This window comes from Variovorax sp. DAIF25, assembly GCF_050711835.1.
Classification (GTDB): domain Bacteria; phylum Pseudomonadota; class Gammaproteobacteria; order Burkholderiales; family Burkholderiaceae_C; genus Variovorax.
The window spans coordinates 4,026,591-4,048,248 of record NZ_CP136636.1 but is presented as its reverse complement, the minus strand read 5'-3'; the positions used below and the strand labels follow the sequence as shown (position 1 = coordinate 4,048,248).

15 protein-coding genes are annotated in these 21,658 nt (G+C 69.5%); 4 read left to right on the top strand and 11 right to left on the bottom strand.

Translation table 11 applies throughout. From position 1 onward, the window contains the following. Positions 1-120: 120 nt before the first annotated feature. The 4 genes from R0232_RS18775 to map all read right to left on the bottom strand — a co-directional run bounded on the left by R0232_RS18775 (position 121) and on the right by map (position 6,746). The gene (locus R0232_RS18775; RefSeq protein WP_431509044.1) at positions 121-2,145 is read right to left on the bottom strand and encodes a diguanylate cyclase; all 2,025 of its coding nucleotides are present in this window, start codon (positions 2,143-2,145) and stop codon (positions 121-123) included. Positions 2,146-2,149: 4 nt separating this feature from the next. Further along, positions 2,150-3,169 (bottom strand): GGDEF domain-containing protein, encoded by a 1,020-nt coding sequence (locus tag R0232_RS18770; RefSeq protein ID WP_431509043.1) that lies wholly within the window; start codon positions 3,167-3,169, stop codon positions 2,150-2,152. 114 nt (positions 3,170-3,283) lie between these two features. After that, positions 3,284-5,890, bottom strand: coding sequence for a [protein-PII] uridylyltransferase (locus tag R0232_RS18765; RefSeq protein WP_093342114.1), 2,607 nt, complete (start codon positions 5,888-5,890; stop codon positions 3,284-3,286). A gap of 31 nt (positions 5,891-5,921) precedes the next feature. Then, positions 5,922-6,746 carry a type I methionyl aminopeptidase gene (gene map, locus R0232_RS18760; RefSeq protein ID WP_093342112.1) on the bottom strand — a complete coding sequence of 275 codons (825 nt, stop codon included), beginning with the start codon at positions 6,744-6,746 and terminating at the stop codon, positions 5,922-5,924. 185 nt (positions 6,747-6,931) lie between these two features. On the opposite strand from map, the gene purL reads away from it, so the two are divergent. After that, complete coding sequence (gene purL, locus R0232_RS18755; protein WP_431509042.1) at positions 6,932-10,972, top strand: phosphoribosylformylglycinamidine synthase; 4,041 nt, start codon at positions 6,932-6,934, stop codon at positions 10,970-10,972. Positions 10,973-11,322: 350 nt separating this feature from the next. Further along, a complete protein-coding gene (gene rnk / locus R0232_RS18750; RefSeq protein WP_431509041.1) occupies positions 11,323-11,760 on the top strand; it encodes a nucleoside diphosphate kinase regulator in 438 nt (145 codons plus the stop codon). 16 nt (positions 11,761-11,776) lie between these two features. Here the strand turns inward: rnk and R0232_RS18745 are convergent, their stop codons facing one another. The 7 genes from R0232_RS18745 to R0232_RS18715 form a co-directional block, all read right to left on the bottom strand. Then, positions 11,777-12,718 carry a helix-turn-helix domain-containing protein gene (locus R0232_RS18745; RefSeq protein WP_431509040.1) on the bottom strand — a complete coding sequence of 314 codons (942 nt, stop codon included), beginning with the start codon at positions 12,716-12,718 and terminating at the stop codon, positions 11,777-11,779. A 112-nt stretch (positions 12,719-12,830) separates the two neighbouring features. Further along, the gene (locus R0232_RS18740; protein WP_208509384.1) at positions 12,831-13,616 is read right to left on the bottom strand and encodes a peptidylprolyl isomerase; all 786 of its coding nucleotides are present in this window, start codon (positions 13,614-13,616) and stop codon (positions 12,831-12,833) included. A gap of 135 nt (positions 13,617-13,751) precedes the next feature. Beyond that, on the bottom strand, positions 13,752-14,036 hold the full coding sequence (locus R0232_RS18735; protein ID WP_093342105.1) for a BolA family protein: 285 nt from the start codon (positions 14,034-14,036) through the stop codon (positions 13,752-13,754). Between the two features lie 2 nt (positions 14,037-14,038). Then, positions 14,039-14,584 carry a septation protein A gene (locus R0232_RS18730; protein ID WP_093342103.1) on the bottom strand — a complete coding sequence of 182 codons (546 nt, stop codon included), beginning with the start codon at positions 14,582-14,584 and terminating at the stop codon, positions 14,039-14,041. 46 nt (positions 14,585-14,630) lie between these two features. Then, on the bottom strand, positions 14,631-15,044 hold the full coding sequence (gene msrB, locus R0232_RS18725; RefSeq protein WP_057597047.1) for a peptide-methionine (R)-S-oxide reductase MsrB: 414 nt from the start codon (positions 15,042-15,044) through the stop codon (positions 14,631-14,633). Beyond that, positions 15,041-16,567, bottom strand: a complete 1,527-nt coding sequence (locus R0232_RS18720) for a protein adenylyltransferase SelO (protein WP_431509039.1) — start codon at positions 16,565-16,567, stop codon at positions 15,041-15,043. Before R0232_RS18720 ends, msrB begins: the two co-directional genes overlap by 4 nt. Positions 16,568-16,627: 60 nt before the next feature. Further along, complete coding sequence (locus R0232_RS18715; protein ID WP_431512909.1) at positions 16,628-17,680, bottom strand: AraC family transcriptional regulator; 1,053 nt, start codon at positions 17,678-17,680, stop codon at positions 16,628-16,630. A gap of 249 nt (positions 17,681-17,929) precedes the next feature. Here R0232_RS18715 and R0232_RS18710 point away from each other — a divergent pair, with 249 nt between their 5' ends. Together R0232_RS18710 and R0232_RS18705 are read left to right on the top strand one after the other, a co-directional pair. Beyond that, on the top strand, positions 17,930-19,672 hold the full coding sequence (locus tag R0232_RS18710) for a carboxylesterase/lipase family protein (protein ID WP_431509038.1): 1,743 nt from the start codon (positions 17,930-17,932) through the stop codon (positions 19,670-19,672). Between the two features lie 235 nt (positions 19,673-19,907). After that, positions 19,908-21,536, top strand: a complete 1,629-nt coding sequence (locus tag R0232_RS18705; RefSeq protein ID WP_093342097.1) for a 3-(methylthio)propionyl-CoA ligase — start codon at positions 19,908-19,910, stop codon at positions 21,534-21,536. Positions 21,537-21,658: the final 122 nt, after the last annotated feature.

Below are 21,658 nucleotides of genomic sequence, written 5' to 3'. Positions count from 1 at the left end.
TTCACTGGATCCGGGGTTTCCCCAGGAAGTGTGAACTAGTGGGATTTTGAAGGGCCTTGTGGCCCCGGCCAGCGATGGCGGGTTGGCGATGAAATCCGAAGGATGTCGATAGTCGGCCGCTCAACCCGGCACGCGCTCGGCCGGCGCCGAGCCCGCCCGGACCACACCGCGGCCCGCGGTCTTGGCCGCATAGCAGGCCTCGTCGGCGGCGTGCAGCCAGGCGTCGACGCTCAGCGTCTGTGGCGTGAGGCTGGCCACGCCGATGCTCGCGCCGATGCGCAGGTCCTCGGGCAGCGAGGGCATGGCGATCTCGGCGATCGAGGTGACGATGGCCTCGGCCACGCGCACCGCGTCGGCATGGCGGCAGCGCTCGAGCAGCAGCACGAATTCGTCGCCGCCCAGCCGCGCCGCGAGGTCGCCCGCGCGCACCCGCGAGGCGATGGCACCGGCGGCCGCGCGCAGCATCGCGTCGCCGGTCAGGTGGCCGCCGGTGTCGTTCACGCGCTTGAAGTTGTCGAGGTCGATGAAGACCATCGCGGCCGGCATGGTGCCCGGCAGTCCCGCGATCAGCCGTTGCGCATGGGCCTCGAAGCGCTGGCGGTTGGCCAGCCCGGTCAGGCTGTCGTGCGCGGCCGACCACTCGAGCGCCGCGCGGGTGCGGCGCTGCTGGTCGATGTCGGTCAGGATCCAGATCGTGCCAAGCTCCATGCGCGCCGCGTCCACCGGCTTGCTGCGCAGCCGGGCCCAGAAGCGGCTGCCGTCGGCGCGCTGCACCTGGCATTCGCCCACGTAGGCCTGGTCGGCACCGAAGGCCAGCGCCTCGAGCGCGGCCAGCGGGGTTTCGCCGGGCTCGGGCGGCACCAGCACCTTGCTGGTCAGCCGGCCGAGCAGGTCCTCGCGCGCGCAGTCCAGCAGCCGGCAGAGCTCGTCGCTCGCGAGGTCGAAGCGGCCGTCGCGCACCAGCGCGATGCCGACCGGCGCCGCGCGCATCACCGAGCCGAGCTTGGCGATGCTTTCGCCGTTGAGCCGCTCGAGTTCGGCGCGCTGGATGCCCACGCGCCGCAGCACGTTGCCGAGCTGGCCGATCTCGCCGCCCGCGCGCGGCCAGCCGTCGGCCGCGCCCAGGCTGCCGTCGAACAGGTGCTGGGCGCGCCGCTCCAGCAGGCGCAGCGGCCGCAGCCCCCACCACAGCAGCGCGAACAGCGCGAGCGCCAGCGGCGCGACGATCAGGCCGGCCCAGCGCAGCGATTGCGCGCGCGCGGTGGCGAAGGGCGCGGTCAGTTCGGACTGGGGCCGCGTGCGCCACACCATCCAGTCGGGCCCGGCCACGCCGGCGGCGCTGGCGATCTCGCCGGGCTGCGGCAGCGCCACGCCCGCGGGTTCCGCCGGGCTGTGCTCGGCGGTCCAGGCCTTGAAGGCCTGCCCCAGGCGCGGTTCGTCGGCGAGCGAGCTCATGATGCGGCGGCGGTCGGGATGCGCGAGCACGCGGCCGTCGAGCGTGGTGACGACCAGCAGCGCGTTGTCGTCGCCGGCCTGCGGATCGACCAGGCCGTCGAGCAGGTCGCGGCTGGACAGCCGCAGCACGCCGCCGAACACCGCGTAGATGCCCGAGGCATTGCGCGCCGGCTGCGTGAACACCACGATCGGCTCGCCCGACAGCGGGCCATTCAGCGGCTCCGAGACGATCGCCCGGCCCTCGGCCAGGGTGCGGCGGAAATAGCTGCGCTGGGTCAGCGGCAGCGCGGGCCGCGAGACGCCGTTCTCGGCATCGACCAGGATGCGCACCTCGCCGTCGGGCCGCGCGATGTACAGCACGGTGAAGAGCCCGCGCAGGATCGGCTTGCTGTCCATGAAGCGCGCGAGTGCCACGGGGTCCTCGAGCGTGGCCTCGTCGAGCGATTCGGCGACCGACAGCAGCGCGCGCTGCAGCTGGACCACGCTGCGCGAGAGCAGGGCGGCGGTGCGGGCCGACTCGCCGAGTTCGCGCTGCTGCTGCGCGGCGAGCAGGTCGCGCTCGGCGATGCCCAGCAGCACGCTGGTGCTGAGCGCGATGCCCAGGGCCAGCGCCACGATGCCGCCCAGCGTGAGGCGGACCTTGAGCGATCCGAACACGCGCTCGAGGCGCCCGCGTGGCCGGCCGATCATCAGGTCATCCGTGCGGTCGGCCGCTGCGTCCGCGCTTGTCGAGGTACATCGCGGCATCGGCCAGGCGCAGCGCTTCCTCGGCCGTGGTGAAGCGCGGGTCGACGGACACCGCGCCCACGCTGGCGCCCTCGTAGCCGATCCGGACCGTGCCGAGATGGAAATCGCCGACCGTGGCCGCCGCCACGCGCTGGCCGAGCGCGTCGGCCGCAGCCGGCGATTCGCCGCCCGCGAGCGCGGGGCCCGGGCCGACCACCACGAACTCGTCGCCGCCGAGGCGGGCCAGCAGGTCGCCGGCGCGCAGCGTGTCGTGCAGCCGGCGCGCGATCGCCACCAGGAAGTCGTCGCCGGTCTCGTGGCCGTGCAGGTCGTTGATCTTCTTGAAGCCGTCGAGGTCGACGAAGGCCACCAGCACGCCGGTGCCGTCGCGCTGGCCCTGGGCCAGCATGCGGCGCAGGCCCTCGAGGAAGGCGCGCCGGTTCGGCAGGCCGGTCAGCGCGTCGGTCGCGGCATGGGTGGCGAGCTCGGCATTGGCCGCCGAGAGTCGCTGGAACAGCTGCTCGCGCTCGACCTGGTGGCCGATCAGCCGCGCGAACAGGCCCAGCACGTTGGTGGCGTTGGCCGGCAGCGGCTGGCGCTCGGCGCTGGCCGCGCACAGCGTGCCGTAGAGGCCGCCGCTGTCGGTGCGTACCGGGGTGCTCACATAGGTCTGGATGCCGAGCTCGCGCGCGGCATCGGAATCACCCCAGCATTCGGCGACGTTGTCGGTGTAGACACGGCCTTCGTCGAGGGCGCGTTTGCACAGGGTGTCGCCCCAGGGCACGGCGAGGCCCTCGGGAATCTGCAGCCGCCGCACGTTGCGCGCATACAGGATGTGCTGGAGCCCGTGCTCCAGGTCGATGCGCGTGAGATAGGTCGATTCCAGGCCGGTCACGGCCTCGAGCATCTCGAGCATGGGACGGGTCAGGTCCTCGAGGGTCCTGGCCGACGATACGGAACTCGAAAGCTGGGTCAGCAATGTGTCCATGGGGTCCATTCTGCCGTTCAGACAGAAAAAAGAAACATTTGGTATTCAATTCAATGGGATTTGTGAACTTTTGTCGCAAACCAGGCCGGCGGAGCGGGCCGCCGGGCGGGCCATTCAGGCCTCCAGGGCTTCCATCAGCTCGGTCTCGATCGCGGCCTGGGTGCGCTGGCCCTGCAATTCGGGACCGCTGATGAGGAAGCTGTCTTCCACGCGCTCGCCCAGGGTCGTGACCTTGGCGAGCTGCAGGTTCAGGTGGTGCCGTGCCAGCACGCGCGCCACCGAATAGAGCAGGCCGGCGCGGTCGCTGGCCGAGATGCTGAGCACCCAGCGCTGCGCCTTCTCGTCGGGCACCAGGCTGATGCGCGGCTTGATCGGGAAGCTGCGCACCCGGCGCGACACCCGGCCCATGCTCGGCAGCGGCAGGGCGCCGGCCTCGGTCAGGGTCTGCGCGAGCCCGGTCTCGACCATGTTGATCAGGTCGCGGTAGTGGTCGGGCAGGAAGGTGGTCACCACCTGGAAGGTGTCGAGCGCATAGCCGTTGCTCGTGGTGTGGACCTTGGCGTCGAGGATGCTGAACGAGGCCTGGTCGAAGTAGCCGCAGATGCGCGCGAACAGGTCGGGCTGGTCGGGCGTGTAGACCACCACCTGCAGCCCTTCGCCCACCGGCGACAGGTGCGCGCGCACCACCGGCGGCGCGGCCGGGTCGATCGGCACGTTCTTCGGCGGCACGAAGCGCGACAGCTGCATCGCGTGCCAGGCGATCTCGCTGGCGTCGTGGCGCATGAAGTAGCCCACGTCGAGCGTGTCCCACAGCGCCTTGTGCGCCTCGAAGCGCTGGGCATGCAGCGCGAGCTGCACCAGCGCCTCGCGCTTGCGCGACTCGACCTCGGTGTCGGGATCGGGCATGCGCCCGCCGAGCGCGCGCAGGGTGTAGCGGTAGAGGTCCTCGAGCAGCTTGCCCTTCCAGGCATTCCACACGCGCGGCGAGGTGCCGCGGATGTCGGCCACGGTCAGCAGGTACAGCGCCGTGAGGTAGCGCTCGTTGCCCACGCGGCGCGCGAAGGCGCCGATCACCTCGGGGTCGCTCAGGTCCTGCTTCTGTGCCACCTGGCTCATCACCAGGTGCTCGGAGACCAGGAACTCGATCAGCTTCGAATCCTCGCGCGAGATGCCGTGCTGCTTGCAGAAGCGCGCCACGTCGCGCGCGCCCAGCGTGGAGTGGTCGCCGCCGCGGCCCTTGGCGATGTCGTGGAACAGCGCGGCCACGTACAGCAGCCAGGGCTTGTCCCAGCCGGCCGCGAGCTGCGAGCAGAACGGGTACTCGTGGGCATGCTCGGCGATGAAGAAGCGCCGCACGTTGCGCAGCACCATCAGGATGTGCTGGTCGACCGTGTAGACGTGGAACAGGTCGTGCTGCATCTGCCCCACGATGCTGCGGAACACGCGCAGGTAGCGCCCCAGCACCGAGGTCTGGTTCATCAGCCGGAAGGCATGCGTGATGCCGTAGGGCTGCTGCAGCATCCGCATGAAGGTCTCGTGGTTCGCCGGATCGTTGCGGAACTTGCTGTCCATCACGTGGCGCGCGTTGTAGAGCGCGCGCAGCGTGCGCGCCGACAGGCCCTTCACGCCGATGGTCTTCTGGTAGAGCAGGAAGGTCTCGAGGATGGCGTGCGGCTCGCTCTCGTAGAGGTCGTCGCGCGCGATCTCGATCAGGCCGGCGCGCTCGAAGAAGCGCTCGTTGATCGGCGTCGGCAGCTCGTCGATCGGCTGCAGCCGCTCGGAGATGTTGAGCAGCAGGATCTGGTTGAGCTGCGAGACCGCCTTGGCGGCCCAGTAGTAACGCCGCATCAGCGCCTCGCTCGACTTGCGCTGCGATTCGCTCACGTAGCCGAAGCTCGCGGCCACGGCGGTCTGCAGGTCGAACACCAGCCGGTCCTCGCGCCGGTTGGCGATCACGTGCAGCCGGGCGCGGATCAGCGACAGCAGCGCCTCGTTGCGCTTGATCTGCTGCGCCTCGAAGGGCGTGGCCAGGCCGTTGCGCGCCAGGTCGTCCCAGCGGCTGCCGAAGCCCGCGGCCTTGGCGACCCAGAGGATGGTCTGCAGGTCGCGCAGGCCGCCCGGCGATTCCTTGCAGTTGGGCTCGAGCGCGTAGGGCGTGTTGTCGAACTTCTGGTGCCGGTGCCGCATCTCCTGCGACTTGGCGATGAAGAAGGCCTGCGGGTCGATCACCGTGCCGAAGCGCTTGCGGAAGGTCGCGAACAGCTTCTTGTCGCCCACGATCAGCCGCGCCTCGAGCAGCGAGGTCTGGACCGTGACGTCCTTCTCGGCCTCGGCCAGGCATTCCTCGATGGTGCGCACGCTCGAGCCGATCTCCAGGCCGGCATCCCAGCACTGGCCGATGAAGGCCTCGAGACGCGCCGGCTCGACCGCCTGCTCGCCGCCCTCGGGCGGCAGCAGCAGCAGCACGTCGACGTCGGAATAGGGGAACAGCTCGCCGCGCCCGTAGCCGCCGACCGCCACCAGCGCCAGGCCGTCGCCGAACTCGGCGTCCTGCCACAGCGTCTGCAGGCTCTCGTCGGCCAGCGCCGCGAGCTGGCGCAGCACCGTGTGCACGCTGCGCGTGGGCGCGCGCGCGAAGCGCAGGGTTTCGAAAAGGGCGAGCTTCTTCGCGCGGTAGGCTTCGCGCAGCGTCGCGACGTCGTGTCGGGCGGCTTCGATCATGGCGGTGGGGTGGCGCGGCCGGCCGCGCGGCTCATGTCTTGATGGCGCTCACGAAGGAAGGCAGCGGCGGGCTGCCCTCGGACAGGGTCAGCACCTCGTAGCCCGTTTCGGTGACCAGCACCGTGTGTTCCCACTGGGCCGAGAGCGAATGGTCGCGCGTGACGATGGTCCAGCCGTCGTACTGGCCGCCCTTGAAGTCTTCCTTCACCTCGCGCTTGCCGGCGTTGATCATCGGCTCGATGGTGAAGATCATGCCGGGCTTGAGTTCTTCCATGGTGCCCGGGCGGCCGTAGTGCAGCACCTGCGGTTCTTCATGGAAACGCTGGCCCACGCCGTGGCCGCAGAACTCGCGCACCACCGAGAAGCCCTGGCCCTCGGCGAATTTCTGGATCGCGTGGCCCACGTCGCCCAGGTGGGCGCCGGGACGCACCTGCAGGATGCCGTGCCACATGGCCTCGAAGGTGATGTGGCACAGGCGCTTGGCCGCGATCGAGGCATCGCCCACGACGTACATGCGGGAGTTGTCGCCGAACCAGCCGTCCTTGATGACGGTGACGTCGACATTCATGATGTCGCCCTTCTTCAGGGGCTTGTCGTTCGGGATGCCGTGGCACACCACGTGATTGACCGAGGTGCACAGCGACTTGGGGAAAGGGACGCTGCTGGCGCCCATGTAGCCCACCGTGGCCGAGGTGGTGCCCTGCTTGACCATGTACTCGGCGGCCAGGCGGTCGACGTCGTTGGTCGTGATGCCGGGCTTGATGAAGGGCGTGAGGTAGTCCAGCACCTCGGACGCGAGGCGGCAGGCGACGCGCATGGCGGCGATGCCCGCGGCGTCTTTGTAGGTAATGCTCATGCGTGGAATTATCCCATCCGGGCGAAGAAATCAGCGCCCGAACGGGCTCTGGCCGCCCGCCCGGGCGAGGCTTTCGCCATGACCTAAAATTCGCGTCCTGCGCGGACGGCCCCAGTCAGCGGCCGCCCGCCCACGGATTTCCAGACCTCTCCAAAGCCCAACGCGGCCCCAAGGCCCCACCCATCGTGACGCAGTCCGCTTCCGTTTCCACAGCCCTTCCCGTCGTAACCATCTTCGAGGGCGGCAGCGCACTCAGCGAATTCCGCGCGCGGCAGCTTCTGCCGAAGCTCCAGGCCGTCGATCCGCGCATCGAGGGCATCGCCGCGCGCTTCGTGCACCTGGTGGTGACCGACGGCGCGCTCGACGCCGCGGGCCGCGAGCGCTTCGAGGCGCTGCTGAGCTACGGCGAGCCCTTCGAGGCGCCGGCGGCCAAGGCCTCGGCGGCGGTGGTCGTCACGCCGCGCCTGGGCACCGTGTCGCCCTGGGCCTCGAAGGCCACCGACATCGCCCACAACTGCGGCCTGGCGCTGCGCCGGGTCGAGCGCGTCACCCAATACCACCTGAAGCTCAAGGCGCCGCTGCTGGGCAAGGCGCCGGTGCTCGAGGGCGAGGCACTGGCCGCCGCGGCCGGCCCGCTGCACGACCGCATGACCGAATCGGTGCTCGCCACGGTCGACCAGGCCGCCAGCCTGTTCAGCGAACTGCCGGCCCAGCCCATGGCCACGGTCGACGTGCTGGCCCAGGGCCGCGCGGCGCTGGAAGCCGCCAACACCGGCTTCGGCCTGGCGCTTGCCGAGGACGAGATCGACTACCTGGTCGATGCCTTCACCAAGCTGGGCCGCAACCCGAGCGACGTCGAGCTGATGATGTTCGCCCAGGCCAACAGCGAGCACTGCCGCCACAAGATCTTCAACGCCGACTTCACGATCGACGGCGCGGCGCAGCCGCAGAGCCTGTTCTCGATGATCCGCCACACCGAGCGCCAGAACCCGCAGCACACGGTGATCGCCTATGCCGACAACGCCTCGGTGATGGAAGGCGGCGAGGTCGAGCGCTTCATCCCGCGCGGCGCCGATGCCGCGGGCACGCCGGCCTACACCAAGGACACGGCGCTGACCCATGTGCTGATGAAGGTGGAGACCCACAACCACCCGACGGCGATCTCGCCGTTCCCGGGCGCCTCGACCGGCGCCGGCGGCGAGATCCGCGACGAGGGCGCGACCGGCCGCGGCTCCAAGCCCAAGGCCGGCCTGACCGGCTTCACGGTCTCGAAGCTCTGGCCCGAGGACGGCCACTACGGCAAGCCCGAGCACATCGCGAGCCCGCTGCAGATCATGACCGAGGGCCCGCTGGGCGGCGCCGCCTTCAACAACGAGTTCGGCCGGCCCAACCTGCTGGGCTACTTCCGCGAGTACGAGCAGGCCCTGGCGAGCGACCGCGACACGGTGCAGCGCGGCTACCACAAGCCGATCATGATCGCCGGCGGCCTCGGCAGCATCGACGCCACGCAGACCAAGAAGATCCGCTTCCCGGCCGGCTCGCTGCTGATCCAGCTCGGCGGCCCCGGCATGCGCATCGGCATGGGCGGCAGCGCCGCCAGCTCGATGGCCACCGGCGCCAACGCGGCCGAACTCGACTTCGACTCGGTGCAGCGCGGCAACCCCGAGATCGAGCGCCGCGCGCAGGAGGTCATCAACCACTGCTGGCAGCAGGGCGCGGCCAATCCGATCCTCGCGATCCACGACGTGGGCGCGGGCGGCCTGAGCAATGCCTTCCCCGAGCTGACCAACGACGCCGGCCGCGGCGCGCGCTTCGACCTGCGCGCGGTGCCGCTCGAGGAATCGGGCATGGCGCCGAAGGAGATCTGGTGCAACGAGAGCCAGGAGCGCTACGTGCTGGCGATCGCGCCCGAGTCGCTCGAACAGTTCAAGGCCTTCTGCGAGCGCGAGCGCTGCCCCTTCGCGGTGGTCGGCGTGGCGACCGAGGAGCGCCAACTGCTGGTGGCCGACGAGGGTGCCGCGCTGCAGCCGGTCGACATGCCGATGGACGTGCTGCTCGGCAAGCCGCCCAAGATGCACCGCGACGTGCAGTCGGTGGCGCGCAGCTTCCGGCCGCTCGACCTCACGGGCGTCGACCTGCAGAAGGCCGCGATCGACGTGCTGTCGCACCCGACCGTCGCCTCCAAGCGCTTCCTGATCACCATCGGCGACCGCACCGTGGGCGGCCTGAGCCATCGCGACCAGATGGTCGGCCCGTGGCAGGTGCCGGTGGCCGACTGCGCCGTGACCCTGGCCGACTACCGGGGCTTCGCGGGCGAGGCGATGAGCATGGGCGAGCGCACCCCGCTGGCCGCCTACGACGCGCCCGCTTCGGGCCGCATGGCGGTGGCCGAGGCGATCACCAACCTGCTGTCGGCGCCGATCGAGCTGTCGCGCGTCAAGCTGTCGGCCAACTGGATGGCCGCCTGCGGCGAGCCCGGCGAGGATGCCGCGCTCTACGCCACGGTCAAGGCCGTCGGCCTCGAACTCTGCCCGGCGCTGGGCATCTCGATTCCGGTCGGCAAGGATTCGCTGTCGATGCGCACGCAGTGGAAGGAGGGCGACGAGACGAAGAAGGTGACCTCGCCGGTCAGCCTGATCGTGAGCGCCTTCGCCTCGCTCGACGACGTGCGCGGCACGCTCACGCCGCAGCTCGACGCCGATGAGGAGGACAGCACGCTGGTGCTGGTCGACCTCGGCCGCGGCCAGCACCGCATGGCCGGCAGCATCCTGGCGCAGACGCTGGGCCAGAGCGGCGACATCGTGCCCGATCTCGACGATCCGGCGCAGCTGGTGGCGCTGGTCGATGCCGTCAACGCGCTGCGCGCCGACGGCAAGCTGCTCGCCATGCACGACCGCAGCGACGGCGGCCTGTTCGCGGCCGCCTGCGAGATGGCCTTCGCGGGCCATGTGGGCGTGGCGCTCAACGTCGACATGCTGGTCACCGAAGGCGACGGCATCTCCGACAGCCGCATGGAGACCGGCGACGCCAAGAACTGGGCGCAGCAGGTCAGCGCGCGGCGCGAGGAGCTCACGCTCAAGGCGCTGTTCAACGAGGAGCTCGGCATGCTGCTGCAGGTGCGCACCGCCGAGCGCAACGAAGTCATGCAGGTGCTGCGCGCCCATGGCCTGAGCACCCACAGCCATTTCGTCGGCAAGACCCGGCCCGCGAGCTCGGCCATCGAGGCCGGCAAGGGCAAGCTCGAGGTGTGGCGCGATGCCAAGTCGGTGTTCAGCGCCAGCCTGCACGACCTGCACCAGGTCTGGGACTCGGTGAGCTGGAAGATCGCGCGCGAGCGCGACAACCCGGCCTGCGCCGATGCCGAGCACGCGGCGGCCGGCGAGCCTGCCGACCCGGGCCTGCACTGGCATCTGCCGGCTGCCCTCGAGCTAGCCGAACCCGCCGCACCCGCGGTGCTGGCTTCGCGGCCCAAGGTCGCGATCCTGCGCGAGCAGGGCGTGAACTCGCACGTCGAGATGGCCTATGCCTTCAACGAGGCCGGCTTCGAGGCCTTCGACGTCCACATGACCGACCTGCAGTCGGGCCGCGCGCGGCTCGCCGACTTCAAGGGCGTGGTGGCCTGCGGCGGCTTCAGCTACGGCGACACGCTGGGCGCCGGCATCGGCTGGGCCCGCAGCATCACCTTCAACCCGCGCCTGGCCGACGAGTTCAAGCGCTTCTTCGGCCGGGCCGACACCTTCGGCCTCGGCGTGTGCAACGGCTGCCAGATGTTCGCCGAGCTGGCCGACATCATCCCCGGCGCCGAGGCCTGGCCGCGCTTCACCACCAACCAGAGCGAACGCTTCGAGGCCCGCCTGTCGATGGTCGAGGTGCTCGATTCGCCGAGCCTGTTCTTCGCGGGCATGGCTGGCACGCGGCTGCCGATCGCGGTCGCGCACGGCGAGGGCTATGCCAACTTCAAGCACCGTGGCGATGCGTCGAAGGCCATCGCGGCCATGCGCTTCGTCGACAACCACGGCCAGCCCACCGAGCAGTACCCGTTCAACCCGAACGGCAGCGCGGGCGGCCTGACCTCGGTGACCACGGCCGACGGCCGCTTCACCGCGGTGATGCCGCACCCCGAGCGCGTGTTCCGCAACATCCAGATGGGCTGGAACGGCGGCGACGCGAGCGCGCACAGCCCCTGGATGCGCATCTGGCGCAACGCCCGCCGCTGGGTGGGCTGATAGCCGGTCGCGAAGGCCCCAATCCGGCAAGACCGGTGGGGCCTTTGATGGCCGCCGGCGCGACGGGGCCGGTAGACTCGGCCGCATGCTGCGCACTTCCGCTTCCACGCTGACCGCACCGGCCCTGCCGGGCGCGCTCGCGCGTGGCCGGCGCCGCGCGGCGCGGATGACGGCGCTCAAGCGCCGATCGCCCTGGCATTCCTGAGCCCGGCGATCCTTCCTCCTCCCTTTCTTCTTTCGCGCACCTCCTGATCGCCGGGCCTCCTCCAAGCCCGCGCGCCGGCGCGTCCGTTCTGTCCCGCTCCCTCGATGGAGCCTGCGGCACGCCTTCACTTCATCAGGAGCCATCCATGCAAGCCACCGCCTCGTTCACGCGACTCGAACGAACCCTCACCCAGCTCGACCATGCACGCCTGCACAAGCTCGCCGCGCATGCGCTGCAGACGCGCGGCGCGACCGATCCGATCGCGCAGGCCCTCGAGGAGATGCTCGACTGCAGCGAGATCGTGGCGCCGCAGGATGCGTCGCCCGACTTGGTCACGATGAACTCGCGCGTCGAGCTCGAGGACCCCGCGAGCGGCGAGCGCTACACGATCACGCTGTGCTATCCGCGCGACGCCAAGCCTTCCGAGGGCGAGGTCTCGGTGATGTCGCCGGTGGGCGCGAGCCTGCTGGGCGCGCGCGTGGGGCAGCTGGTGGAATGGACCACGCCGGCCGGCGTGCACGGTTCGGCGCGCGTGGCCGCGCTGCAGTTCCAGCCCGAAGCGGCGGGCGAGTACCTGCGCTGAAGCGCTCGCTGCGGCGTCAGCCGGCGGCCGCGTTCAGCAGGCTGCCGGGCGTGGTGCCGTAGGCGCTCTTGAAGGCGCGCGAGAAATGCGAGAGGTCGCTGAAGCCGCACTGGTAGGCGGCCTGCGTGACCTGCTGCACGCGGCCCTCGGACAGGATGTGGAAGCTCTGCTCGAGCCGGCGCTTCCACAGGTGGTGCATCACGGTCGTGCCGTGGGCCGCGAACACGCGCGTGAGCGTGCGCGGCGAGACATGCGCGGCCTCGGCCACGCCGGCCATCGACAGGCCGGTGTCGTCCAGGTGGGCGTCGATGTAGCGCACGGCCTTCTCGTAGATCGAGCCGTGGCGCGTGGCCGCGGCGGCGCCCTCGGCCACGTCCTGCAGTTCCATCGCGGCGCTCAGCGTATCGAGGAAGGCGGCGGCGAAGCGCGCCTGCGCGGCCAGCGCCGAGTCGCGCGCCTCGAAGCGCAGCGCCTCCTCGGCCATGCCGTGCAGCAGCCCGGCCAGCGAACTGCCGTCGGCGATCTTGAGCGCCATCATGTGCTCGGCCTTCGGGAAGCGCGACAGCAGTTGCTGGCGCGGAAAGCGCACCAGCAGCAGCGATTCGGGCGCGAGCTCGTGCACGAAGGGCCGTGCCGCGTCGTACAGCACGATGTCGCCGGCCGACGCGCGCAGCGTGCGGCCCTGCTGCGCCATGTTGGCTTGGCCGCGCTGGAAGAAGGCGGCCACGATGTCGTCGTCGGGCGCGACGCGCGCGAGCCGGTCGGTGCGGATGAAGGTATGCGGCTTCGACTGCATGCGGCACACCGTGAGGCTGCCGAGCTGCTGGCCCGAGAGGCAGCCGTCGAAGTCGCGTGCGAATTCGCCGCGCGCCGGTATCAGGCGCCGGCACACCGATTCGCGCCAGAACTCGGTCTTGTGCCGCGGCGCGAGCGCCTCGGTCGAGTGGTAGAAGCCCATGGTCGACACCCTCCGCGCCGATGGCGCGCCGCGGATTCTTGCAAGAAACAAGCCCAAAGAAAAACGGCCCGAAGGCCGTCTTGCATGGGGGAGGGCGGGCAGGGCGCGCCGCTTACTCGATCTTCGCCTTGGCGCGCAGGTCTTCCTGGTACTTCTGCAGGCGCTGCTGCTGCAGCTGCTGCGTGATCTGCGGCTTGATGTCCTCGATCTTCGGCAACTGGGCCTGGCGGATGTCGTCGACGCGGATGATGTGCCAGCCGAACTGGGTCTTGATCGGCGCCGGCGTGGTCTCGCCCTTCTTGAGCTTGATCATCGCTTCCGAGAACTCGGGCACGAAGTTGGCGGGGTTGGCCCAGTCGAGGTCGCCGCCGTTGGCGCCCGATCCGGGGTCCTTGCTCTGCTTCTTGGCGATGTCCTCGAATTTGCCGCCCTTCTTCAGGTCGGCCATGATCTTCTTGGCCTGGTCCTCGGTCTCGACCAGGATGTGGCGCGCCTTGTATTCCTTGCCGCCGTTGGCCGCGACGAACTTGTCGTACTCGGCCTTCACGTCGGCGTCCGAGACCGGGTTGGTCTTGCGGTAGTTCTCGAACAGGGCGCGGATCAGGATCGCCTGGCGGGCGAGCTCGAGCTGGTTCTTGTAGTCCTCGGTGGCGTCGAGGCCCTGCTTCTGCGCTTCCTGCATGAACACTTCGCGCGCCACGATTTCCTCGCGCAACTGGCCTTGCATCTCGGGCGTGACCGGGCGGCCGGCCGCGGCCAATTGCTGGGCCAGCGCGTCCATGCGTGCCTTGGGCACCGCCTTGCCGTTGACGATGGCTGCGTTCTGCGCCAGGGCAGCCATGGGAACGGCACCAAGCAGCGCTGCGGCCGCGACGGCCTGCAAGATTTGTTTTTTCATGGATTGAATGTCAGGCTGAGAAATGCGCGTTGGATGAAAGTGCGCGTGGAGGAAACCGGAGCAAAGACACAGGGGAGGGAGCGCCGCCGCGGAGAACCGGGCCCGGCAGCCGGAGGCTGGCGGTGGATGGACGACTCAGAGCACCTCGATGGCGATGGCGTGCAGACCCTGTGCGATGAAAAGTTGGAGGGCATCATACACAAGCCGATGACGCGCCACGCGTGGCTTTCCCTCGAACAGCGGGGAGGCGATGCGCACGCGGAAATGGGTGCCGAATCCCTCGGCATTGGCACCCGCGTGGCCCGCGTGCGCGGCGCTCTCGTCGATGACTTCGAGCGCCGTCGGCTGCAGTGCGGCACGCAGCGCGGCCTCGAGGGCCGCCACGGTCGGCAGCGGATGCGAAGCGGTGGTGCTGCTCATGCTCAGGCGGCCGGCTTGTCGTCGCCGCTCTTGAGGTGCGGCGAGATGTACAGGCCCTGCGCCACCAGGAACACGATCGGGAACACGTAGCCCCAGAGCTTGAAGTTGACCCAGGCCTCGGTGGTGAAGTAGGCCGCGACGTAGCCGTTGATGGCGGCCATGAACAGGCAGTAGCCGATCCACGCGATGTTCAGCCGCATCCAGATGCGGTCGGGCAGCTCGAGCTGCGAGCCCAGCAGCATCTTGAGGAAGTTCTTGCGGAAGGCCCACAGGGCCACGGCCAGCGCCACCGCCATCGCGCCGTAGAGCACGGTCGGCTTCCACTTGATGAAGCGGTCGTCGTGCAGCACCAGCGTGAGCGTGCCGAACAGCAGGATCAGCACCAGCGTGGCCTTCTGCATCGCCTGCAGCTTGCGTTCCATCGCATAGATGATCGCCATCTGCACCACCGTGGCGGCCATCAGCACGCCGGTGGCGGTGTAGATGTCGGCGAGCTTGTAGGCCCCGAAGAACAGCAGGATCGGGAAGAAGTCGAGGATCAGTTTCATGCAGTCGGATGGTGGCGGGGCCGGAAGAAAAAGGAGAAGGCGCCGCTCAGGGCTTCTTCTGGAAGTCGAGCGAGGCCGAGTTCATGCAGTAGCGCAGGCCGGTCTCGGTCGGTCCGTCGGGGAAGACGTGGCCCAGGTGCGCGCCGCAATTGGCGCAGACATTCTCGGTGCGCACCATGCCGTGCGAGCGGTCGACGATGTTGCGGATCGCGCCCGGCACCGCTTCCTCCGAGAAGCTGGGCCAGCCGCAGCCGGCGTCGAACTTGGTGGCCGACTCGAACAGCTTGGCGCCGCAGCAGACGCAGTGGTAGGTGCCGTCGTCCCAGTGGGCTTCGTACTTGCCGGTGAAGGGGCGCTCGGTCGCCGCATGGCGGGTCACCTCGAAGGCGGCCGGCTCGGCGCCCTTTTCGGCGAGCAGCGCTTTCCATTCGGCATCGGTTTTCTGGACGGGTGTGTTCATGATGAGCAGCTGATTTCGATCGTGGAAGCCCAGTCGGGCGGGAACCCGGCATACGCCTGCGCGCCGGGATGTTCTTCAAATGGGGATTCCAGCAGGGCCAGCAAGGTCGCCACGCCCGAGAAGTCCTTGCGGCCAGCCGCTTCGATGGCCTGCTGGCCCAGGTGGTTCCGCAGCACGTATTCCGGATTGCTGCGCAGCATCAGCTCGGCCGCCTGCTCGCGCGGGGTGTGGGCATGGCGCTCCAGAAACGATAGCAGCCAGGTGTCGAAGCCGGCGCGGTCGATGAACAGTTCGCGCACCGGCTCGATGTTGCCGTCGGCGCGATAGCGGGCCAGGCGGCGCCAGAAGATCGTGTAGTCGGTCTTCTCGGCCGCCAGCAGCTTGAGCACGCCCTCGATCAGCGCGCGGTCGCCGTCGGCCGCGTCGGCGAGGCCGAGCTTGGCGCGCATGCGGTTCTCGAAGGCGTTCGGGAACGCGGCCTTGTACGACTCGAGCGCGGCCAGCGCGAGCTCCTGGTCCTCGATCAGCGGCAGCAGCGCCTGGCCTAGGCAGAACAGGTTCCAGTAGGCCACGTTGGGCTGCTGGTTGAAGGCATAGCGCCCGCCGGTGTCGCTGTGGTTGCAGATGTGGCGCGGATCGAAGCCGTCGAGGAACTGGAACGGGCCGTAGTCGATGGTGAGCCCGAGGATGCTCATGTTGTCGGTGTTCATCACGCCGTGGCAGAAGCCCACGGCCTGCCAGTGCGCCAGCAGGGTGGCGGTGCGTTCGCTCACGGCCTCGAGCAGCGCCGCATAGGGGTTGCCGCCGAAGCGCTCGTTGTGGCGGCAGGCCGGGTAGTAGCGGTCGATCACGTAGTCGGCCAGCGCGCGCAGTTCCTCGTGCTGCTGGTTCGCCGCGAAGTGCTCGAAATGGCCGAAGCGGACGAAGCTGGTCGCCACCCGCGTCACCACCGCGGCGGTCTCGATCTCCTCGCGGCGCACGCGCGCGTCGGAGCCGGTCACGCACAGCGCGCGCGTGGTCGGGATGCCCAGGCCGTGCATGGCTTCGCTGCAGAGGAACTCGCGGATGCTCGAGCGCAGCACGGCGCGGCCGTCGCCCATGCGCGAGTAGGGGGTGCGGCCCGCGCCCTTGAACTGGATCTCGAGGCCGTCCGCGGTTTCGCCGAGCAGGATCGCGCGCCCGTCGCCGAGCTGGCCGGCCCAGACGCCGAACTGGTGGCCGCTGTAGACGCTGGCCAGCGGCCGCGCGCCCTCGAGCGGGATGTTGCCGCTCAGCGCCTCGAGCAGCGCGTCGCTGCGCCAGCCTTCGGGCAGGCCCAGCTCGCGCGCGACCCGCTCGCTGTGGCCGACCCAGTACGGCGGCGTGGGCGAACTCAGCGGGGTGGGGCGCAGCTCGGTGTAGAAGCGCGGCCCGAGCGTGGAGAAGCCGGTGGTGGCCCAGCCCAGGCCCAGGTCGGCGCTCCCGGGCCGGGTTTCGGTCGACGTGGGGCGGTTCTCTTCGGCAAGCAGGCTCGTGGGCGTCATGCCCCGATTGTCCGGCAGAGCGCTAGACCCCTGGCCAAGGGGGGCCTCGGAGGCAAGAAACTAGGCGGCGGCGCGCAACAGCGAGCCGGCCGTGTCGCCGTGCCACAGCCGGGTGCGGTACTGCGCCGGCGGCAGGCCGAACCAGCGCTTGCAGGCGCGGAAGAAGTTGCTGCTGTCGACGAAGCCCAGCAGGTCGGCCACGTCGGTCAGCGTGTGGCGCTCCTGTGCCAGGTACTGCTGCGCCAGTTCGCGCCGGGTGCGGTCGAGCAGCGCCTGGAACGACACCGATTCCTCCTGCAGCCGGCGCTGCAGCGTGCGCTCGGCCAGGCCCAGGCCCGAGGCCACGTCCTGGCGGCGCGGCTCGCCGTGCGGCAGGCGGCGCGCGATCTCGGCGCAGACCAGGGTGCTGGTGGTGGTCTGGCCCAACTGGTCGAGCTGGTCGTCGAGCAGGTGTTCCTGCATCTCGCCGAGCTCGGGGTGGCTGGTGGGCAGCGTCATCGCCAGGTTGGCGGCCGACAGCAGCATGCGGTTGGCCGGGGCGCCGAAGCGCACCTCGCAGCCGAAGGCCTCGCGGTGCGGCCGGTCGTCGTCGGGGGGCGGATAGGCGAACTCGATCGCCAGCGGCTCCATCTCGCGCCGGATCAGCCAGCGGCACTGCATCAGCATGGTGAGCAGGGCGTACTCGACGCGCTGGCGCGGGATCGGCAGGCTGCCGCCCGTGTGCTGCATCACCATCCAGCTGCCGCGCGCCTCGGGCTGCACCGAGAAGGCGGTGGCATCGGAGATCACGGGCATGTAGCGCGCGAGCCGGTCCATCGCCTCGCCGAGATCGACGCAGCAGGCCATGACGTGGGCGACGGTGCCCAACTTGCTGTGGGTGGCGGCCAGGCCGCGGTGCAGGCCCAGCGTGGGCCGGCCCGCGCGCGCCACGGCCAGTTGCCACAGCACGGTGATCTCGTCGACCGGGATGCGCGCGTTCTGCCGCAGCAGCGACTCGGGGTCGAAGCCGGCGTCGCGCAGCAGCGAGGGCACGTCCAGGCCCTCGGCCTCGAACATCCTCAGCACCCCCTCGAGCCATGCCGACGAGCTGGTGCGCAACTCGGGCTGCGGCATGCAGCCCGGACGGCGCGCAGGCCGGCGCGCGTGGCGCGGGTTGGAGGCTCCTGAAGTCATTCGATTGGCTCGCTTGCGATAGCGGTGGAAACGGCACCCGTTCCTAGAATTTTTTTCGGGTTCGGCGGGCCGGAGTATGGCCGCGGGGCACCGATGCAGGAATTCCGATTAACCCGGTGTGGAGACAAACACATGCAAGAAATGGCAACGGCACGAAAAAGCCAGGGTGCGGCAGGACAGAAGACAAGGGTGGCTTCGGCCATCGCCATGGCCGCGATCGCGGCCGCCAGCATGGCCCTCGTGGCCTGCGGCGGCGGCGGCTCGGGGTCGAGCGGATTCTTCCCGGTGGCACCGCCACCCCCGCCGCCGCCCGCGCCGCCACCGGCCGCGGACGGCCCGATGGTGCGCCAGACCACCGCCGGCAAGATCGAGGGCGTGGACGACAGCGCCGGCACCGGCACCTTGTCGTGGAAGGGCGTTCCGTTCGCCCAGGCCCCCGTCGGCGCGCTGCGCTGGGCGCCACCGGCCGATCCCAAGGCCTGGGAGGGCGTGCGCTCCGCCGCCAAGTTCGGCCGCAGCTGTGCCCAAGGCGGGCGCTACTTCAGCCCGGCACCCGGCGAGGCACCCTTCGGCCTCGGCACCCGCGAGGGCTTCGGCAAGCCGGTGGGCGACGAGGACTGCCTCACGCTCAACATCTGGCGCCCGAGCGGCGACGCCGCCAAGCTGCCCGTGATCGTCTACATCTACGGCGGCAGCAACATTTCGGGTTACACGGCCGATCCGGGCTACGACGGCGCGCAGCTCGCCAAGCGCGGCAATGCCGTCGTCGTGACGATCAACTACCGGCTGGGCGTGCTCGGCTGGCTCGACCTGCCGCAGCTCAAGAACGGCGAGGCGAAGAACGACTCGGGCAACTTCGCGCTGCTCGACCAGATGCAGGCGCTGAAGTTCATCCAGGCCAACATCGGCGCCTTCGGCGGCGACGCGGGCAACGTCACGGTGATGGGGCAGTCGGCGGGCGCGGTCAACACCTGGGGCCTGGTGGTCTCGAGCGCATCGGCCGGGCTGCTGCACAAGGCGGTGCCGCTGAGCGGCGGCATGGCCTTCTCGACGCGCGCCACCGCGCAGACCTATTCGAAGGGGCTGCTCGCGGCCATCGCCATCGCCGACGGCAAGGCCGTCGACACCACCTCGGCCAATGCCTGGGTGGCCTCGCAGACCAATGCGCAGATCGCCACCTACCTGCGCGGCCTGCCGGCCGACAAGCTGCTGGCCATCGTGCTCGCGAACCCGCAGCTGGGCAACGCGCCCGCGCCGATCGAGGACGGCACCATCCTGCCCGTGAACTCGCGGGCCGAGGTCGATGCCGGCCGCTTCAACAAGGTGCCGATGCTGATCGGCAACACGCGCGACGAGGGCACGCTGTTCGCCAACCTGTTCGGCACCTTCACGGGGCAGGGCCTGGGCTTCAAGCCGACCGACTACGAACGCTTCGGGCTGCAGTACAACTTCAACCCCGATGCACCGGTCACGCTCACCGAGGCCGACCTGATCAACGCACCCTACCTGCCGGTAGGTAAGCCGCTGACCGGATGGAAGGCGGCCTCGGATTTCGCGACCAACGCGATCTTCCTCAACGGCCTGCCCGCGCAGATCGACTCGGTCGCGAAGTACCTGCCGACCAAGACCTGGTACTACCGCTTCGACTGGAGCCAGCAGGTGGCGCCGTTCAATACCGTCTACGGCGCGACGCACGGCCTCGACACGGTGTTCATGTTCCACAACTTCGGCACCAACATCTTCTCCTTCGCCTATGGCGAGGCGAACCGGCCGGGCCGCGAGGCGCTGTCGGACGCGATGGTCGGCAGCCTGTCCGCGTTCGCGCGCACCGGCGATCCGAACCATGCGGGCCTGGGCGTGACCTGGCCCAACTGGCCGCGCAAGATCATGCTCGACGCCAGCAAGACGCAGCTGCAGAACAGCGCGCCTTGAGCACTGCGCGCACCGGCAAGGCACGCCACCGCGACGGCCATGGCCGTCGGGGTGGTGGCGAAGGTCGCGCGAGGGGCGAGGCGTCTGCATGCTCCGGCGGACGCCAGCTGTCATCCGGACGACAGATCGGTCCTCGCAGACTGCGGGTTTCTGTCATTGTGCGAACGCACATAAATTGCGTGAATCGCCGTAATCTTTGAAACCGCTGAATTTTGTTGAAAGAAGGAGCCTGTAGATGCTGGGTTTGATGCAAGACCGACCGCTTTTGATCTCGTCGCTGATCGAGTTCGTCGAGCGCCACAACGGTGACGGCGAGATCGTCTCGCGGCGGGTCGAGGGCGACATCCACCGCTGTACCTGGAGCGACATCGCATCGCGTTCCCGGCAGGTGGCCAATGCGCTGGACGGCGAGCAACTGCTGTTCAGCGACCGCATCGCGACCCTGGCCTGGAACGGCTACCGCCACCTGGAGCTCTACTACGGCGTCAGCGGCAGCGGCCGCGTGCTGCACACCATCAACCCGCGCCTGCATCCCGACCAGATCGCGTGGATCGCCAACCACGCCGAAGACCAGATCCTGTGCTTCGACCTCACATTCCTGCCGCTGGTGCAGGCCGTGCATGCCAAGTGCCCGACCATCCGCAAGTGGGTCGCGCTGTGCGGCCCCGACAAGCTGCCGGTCGACAGCGGCATCCCCAACCTCGTGAGCTACGAGGACTGGGTCGGCGGCCAGTCCACCGACTACCAATGGCCGGTGTTCGACGAGAACTCGGCCTCGAGCATGTGCTACACGAGCGGCACCACGGGCAATCCCAAGGCCGCGCTCTACAGCCACCGCTCGACCATGCTGCATGCCTATGCGGCGGCGCTGCCCGACGTGATGCGCATCTCGGCGCGCGACTCGGTGCTGCCCGTGGTGCCGATGTTCCACGTCAACGCCTGGGGCATTCCGTACTCGGCCGCGCTGGTCGGCTGCAAGCTGGTGTTCCCGGGCCCGGCGCTCGACGGCAAGTCGGTCTACGACCTGATCGAGGGCGAGGGCGTAACCTTCGCGGCCGGCGTGCCCACCGTGTGGCAGATGATGCTGGGCCACATGCAAACCAACGGCCTGAAGTTCAGCGCCTTGAACCGCACCGTGATCGGCGGCTCCGCCTGCCCGCCGGCCATGATCAAGGCCTTCCAGGACCTGTACGACGTCGAGGTGCTGCATGCCTGGGGCATGACCGAGATGAGCCCGCTGGGCACGCTGTGCACGCTCAAGAACAAGCACCTGAAGCAGTCGCCCGAGGAGCAGCTCGCGGTGCGCCTCAAGCAGGGCCGCGCGATCTTCGGCGTCGACATGAAGATCGTCGACGGCGAGAACAACGAGCTGCCCTGGGACGGCAAGGCCTACGGCGACCTGCTGGTCAAGGGGCCGTGGATCGTCAAGGAGTACTTCAAGGGCGAGGGCGGCGATCCGCTGATCGACGGCTGGTTCCCCACCGGCGACGTCGCCACCATCGATGCCGACGGCTACCTGCAGATCACCGACCGCAGCAAGGACGTGATCAAGTCCGGCGGCGAATGGATCAGCTCGATCGACATCGAGAACATCGCGGTCTCGCATCCGGCCATCGCCATGGCGGCCTGCATCGGCGTCTACCACCCCAAGTGGGACGAGCGGCCGATCGTCGCGGTGGTGAAGAAGCCCGGTGCCGAGGTCACGCGCGAGGAGCTGCTGAAGTTCTACGAAGGCAAGACCGCCAAGTGGCAGATCCCCGACGACGTGGTCTTCGTCGAGGCGATTCCGCTGGGCGCCACCGGAAAGATCCTCAAGACCCGGCTGCGCGAGCAGCTCAAGGACTACAAGCTGCCCGGCCTGTAAAGCGGGTGGGGCGGTGGCCGTGTCGCCTAGGCGATAGCACGGCCACCTCCGCGGCCCGGCTTGCGGGCAATCCCTGTGCGGACGAAAAAAGTGCGCTTGTACGCTGCGGATGCAGCCAATCG

Bases quoted from the DNA above. Each gene is read 5' to 3' on its own strand.
- R0232_RS18705 (WP_093342097.1), top strand. From the start codon at position 19,908: ATGCTGGGTTTGATGCAAGACCGACCGCTTTTGATCTCGTCGCTGATC.
- R0232_RS18740 (WP_208509384.1), bottom strand. From the start codon at position 13,616: ATGAAAAAACAAATCTTGCAGGCCGTCGCGGCCGCAGCGCTGCTTGGT.
- R0232_RS18735 (WP_093342105.1), bottom strand. From the start codon at position 14,036: ATGAGCAGCACCACCGCTTCGCATCCGCTGCCGACCGTGGCGGCCCTC.
- rnk (WP_431509041.1), top strand. From the start codon at position 11,323: ATGCAAGCCACCGCCTCGTTCACGCGACTCGAACGAACCCTCACCCAG.
- R0232_RS18765 (WP_093342114.1), bottom strand. From the start codon at position 5,890: ATGATCGAAGCCGCCCGACACGACGTCGCGACGCTGCGCGAAGCCTAC.
- R0232_RS18730 (WP_093342103.1), bottom strand. From the start codon at position 14,584: ATGAAACTGATCCTCGACTTCTTCCCGATCCTGCTGTTCTTCGGGGCC.
- msrB (WP_057597047.1), bottom strand. From the start codon at position 15,044: ATGAACACACCCGTCCAGAAAACCGATGCCGAATGGAAAGCGCTGCTC.
- map (WP_093342112.1), bottom strand. From the start codon at position 6,746: ATGAGCATTACCTACAAAGACGCCGCGGGCATCGCCGCCATGCGCGTC.
- R0232_RS18775 (WP_431509044.1), bottom strand. From the start codon at position 2,145: ATGATCGGCCGGCCACGCGGGCGCCTCGAGCGCGTGTTCGGATCGCTC.
- R0232_RS18720 (WP_431509039.1), bottom strand. From the start codon at position 16,567: ATGACGCCCACGAGCCTGCTTGCCGAAGAGAACCGCCCCACGTCGACC.
- R0232_RS18770 (WP_431509043.1), bottom strand. From the start codon at position 3,169: ATGGACACATTGCTGACCCAGCTTTCGAGTTCCGTATCGTCGGCCAGG.
- R0232_RS18745 (WP_431509040.1), bottom strand. From the start codon at position 12,718: ATGGGCTTCTACCACTCGACCGAGGCGCTCGCGCCGCGGCACAAGACC.
- R0232_RS18715 (WP_431512909.1), bottom strand. From the start codon at position 17,680: ATGCCGCAGCCCGAGTTGCGCACCAGCTCGTCGGCATGGCTCGAGGGG.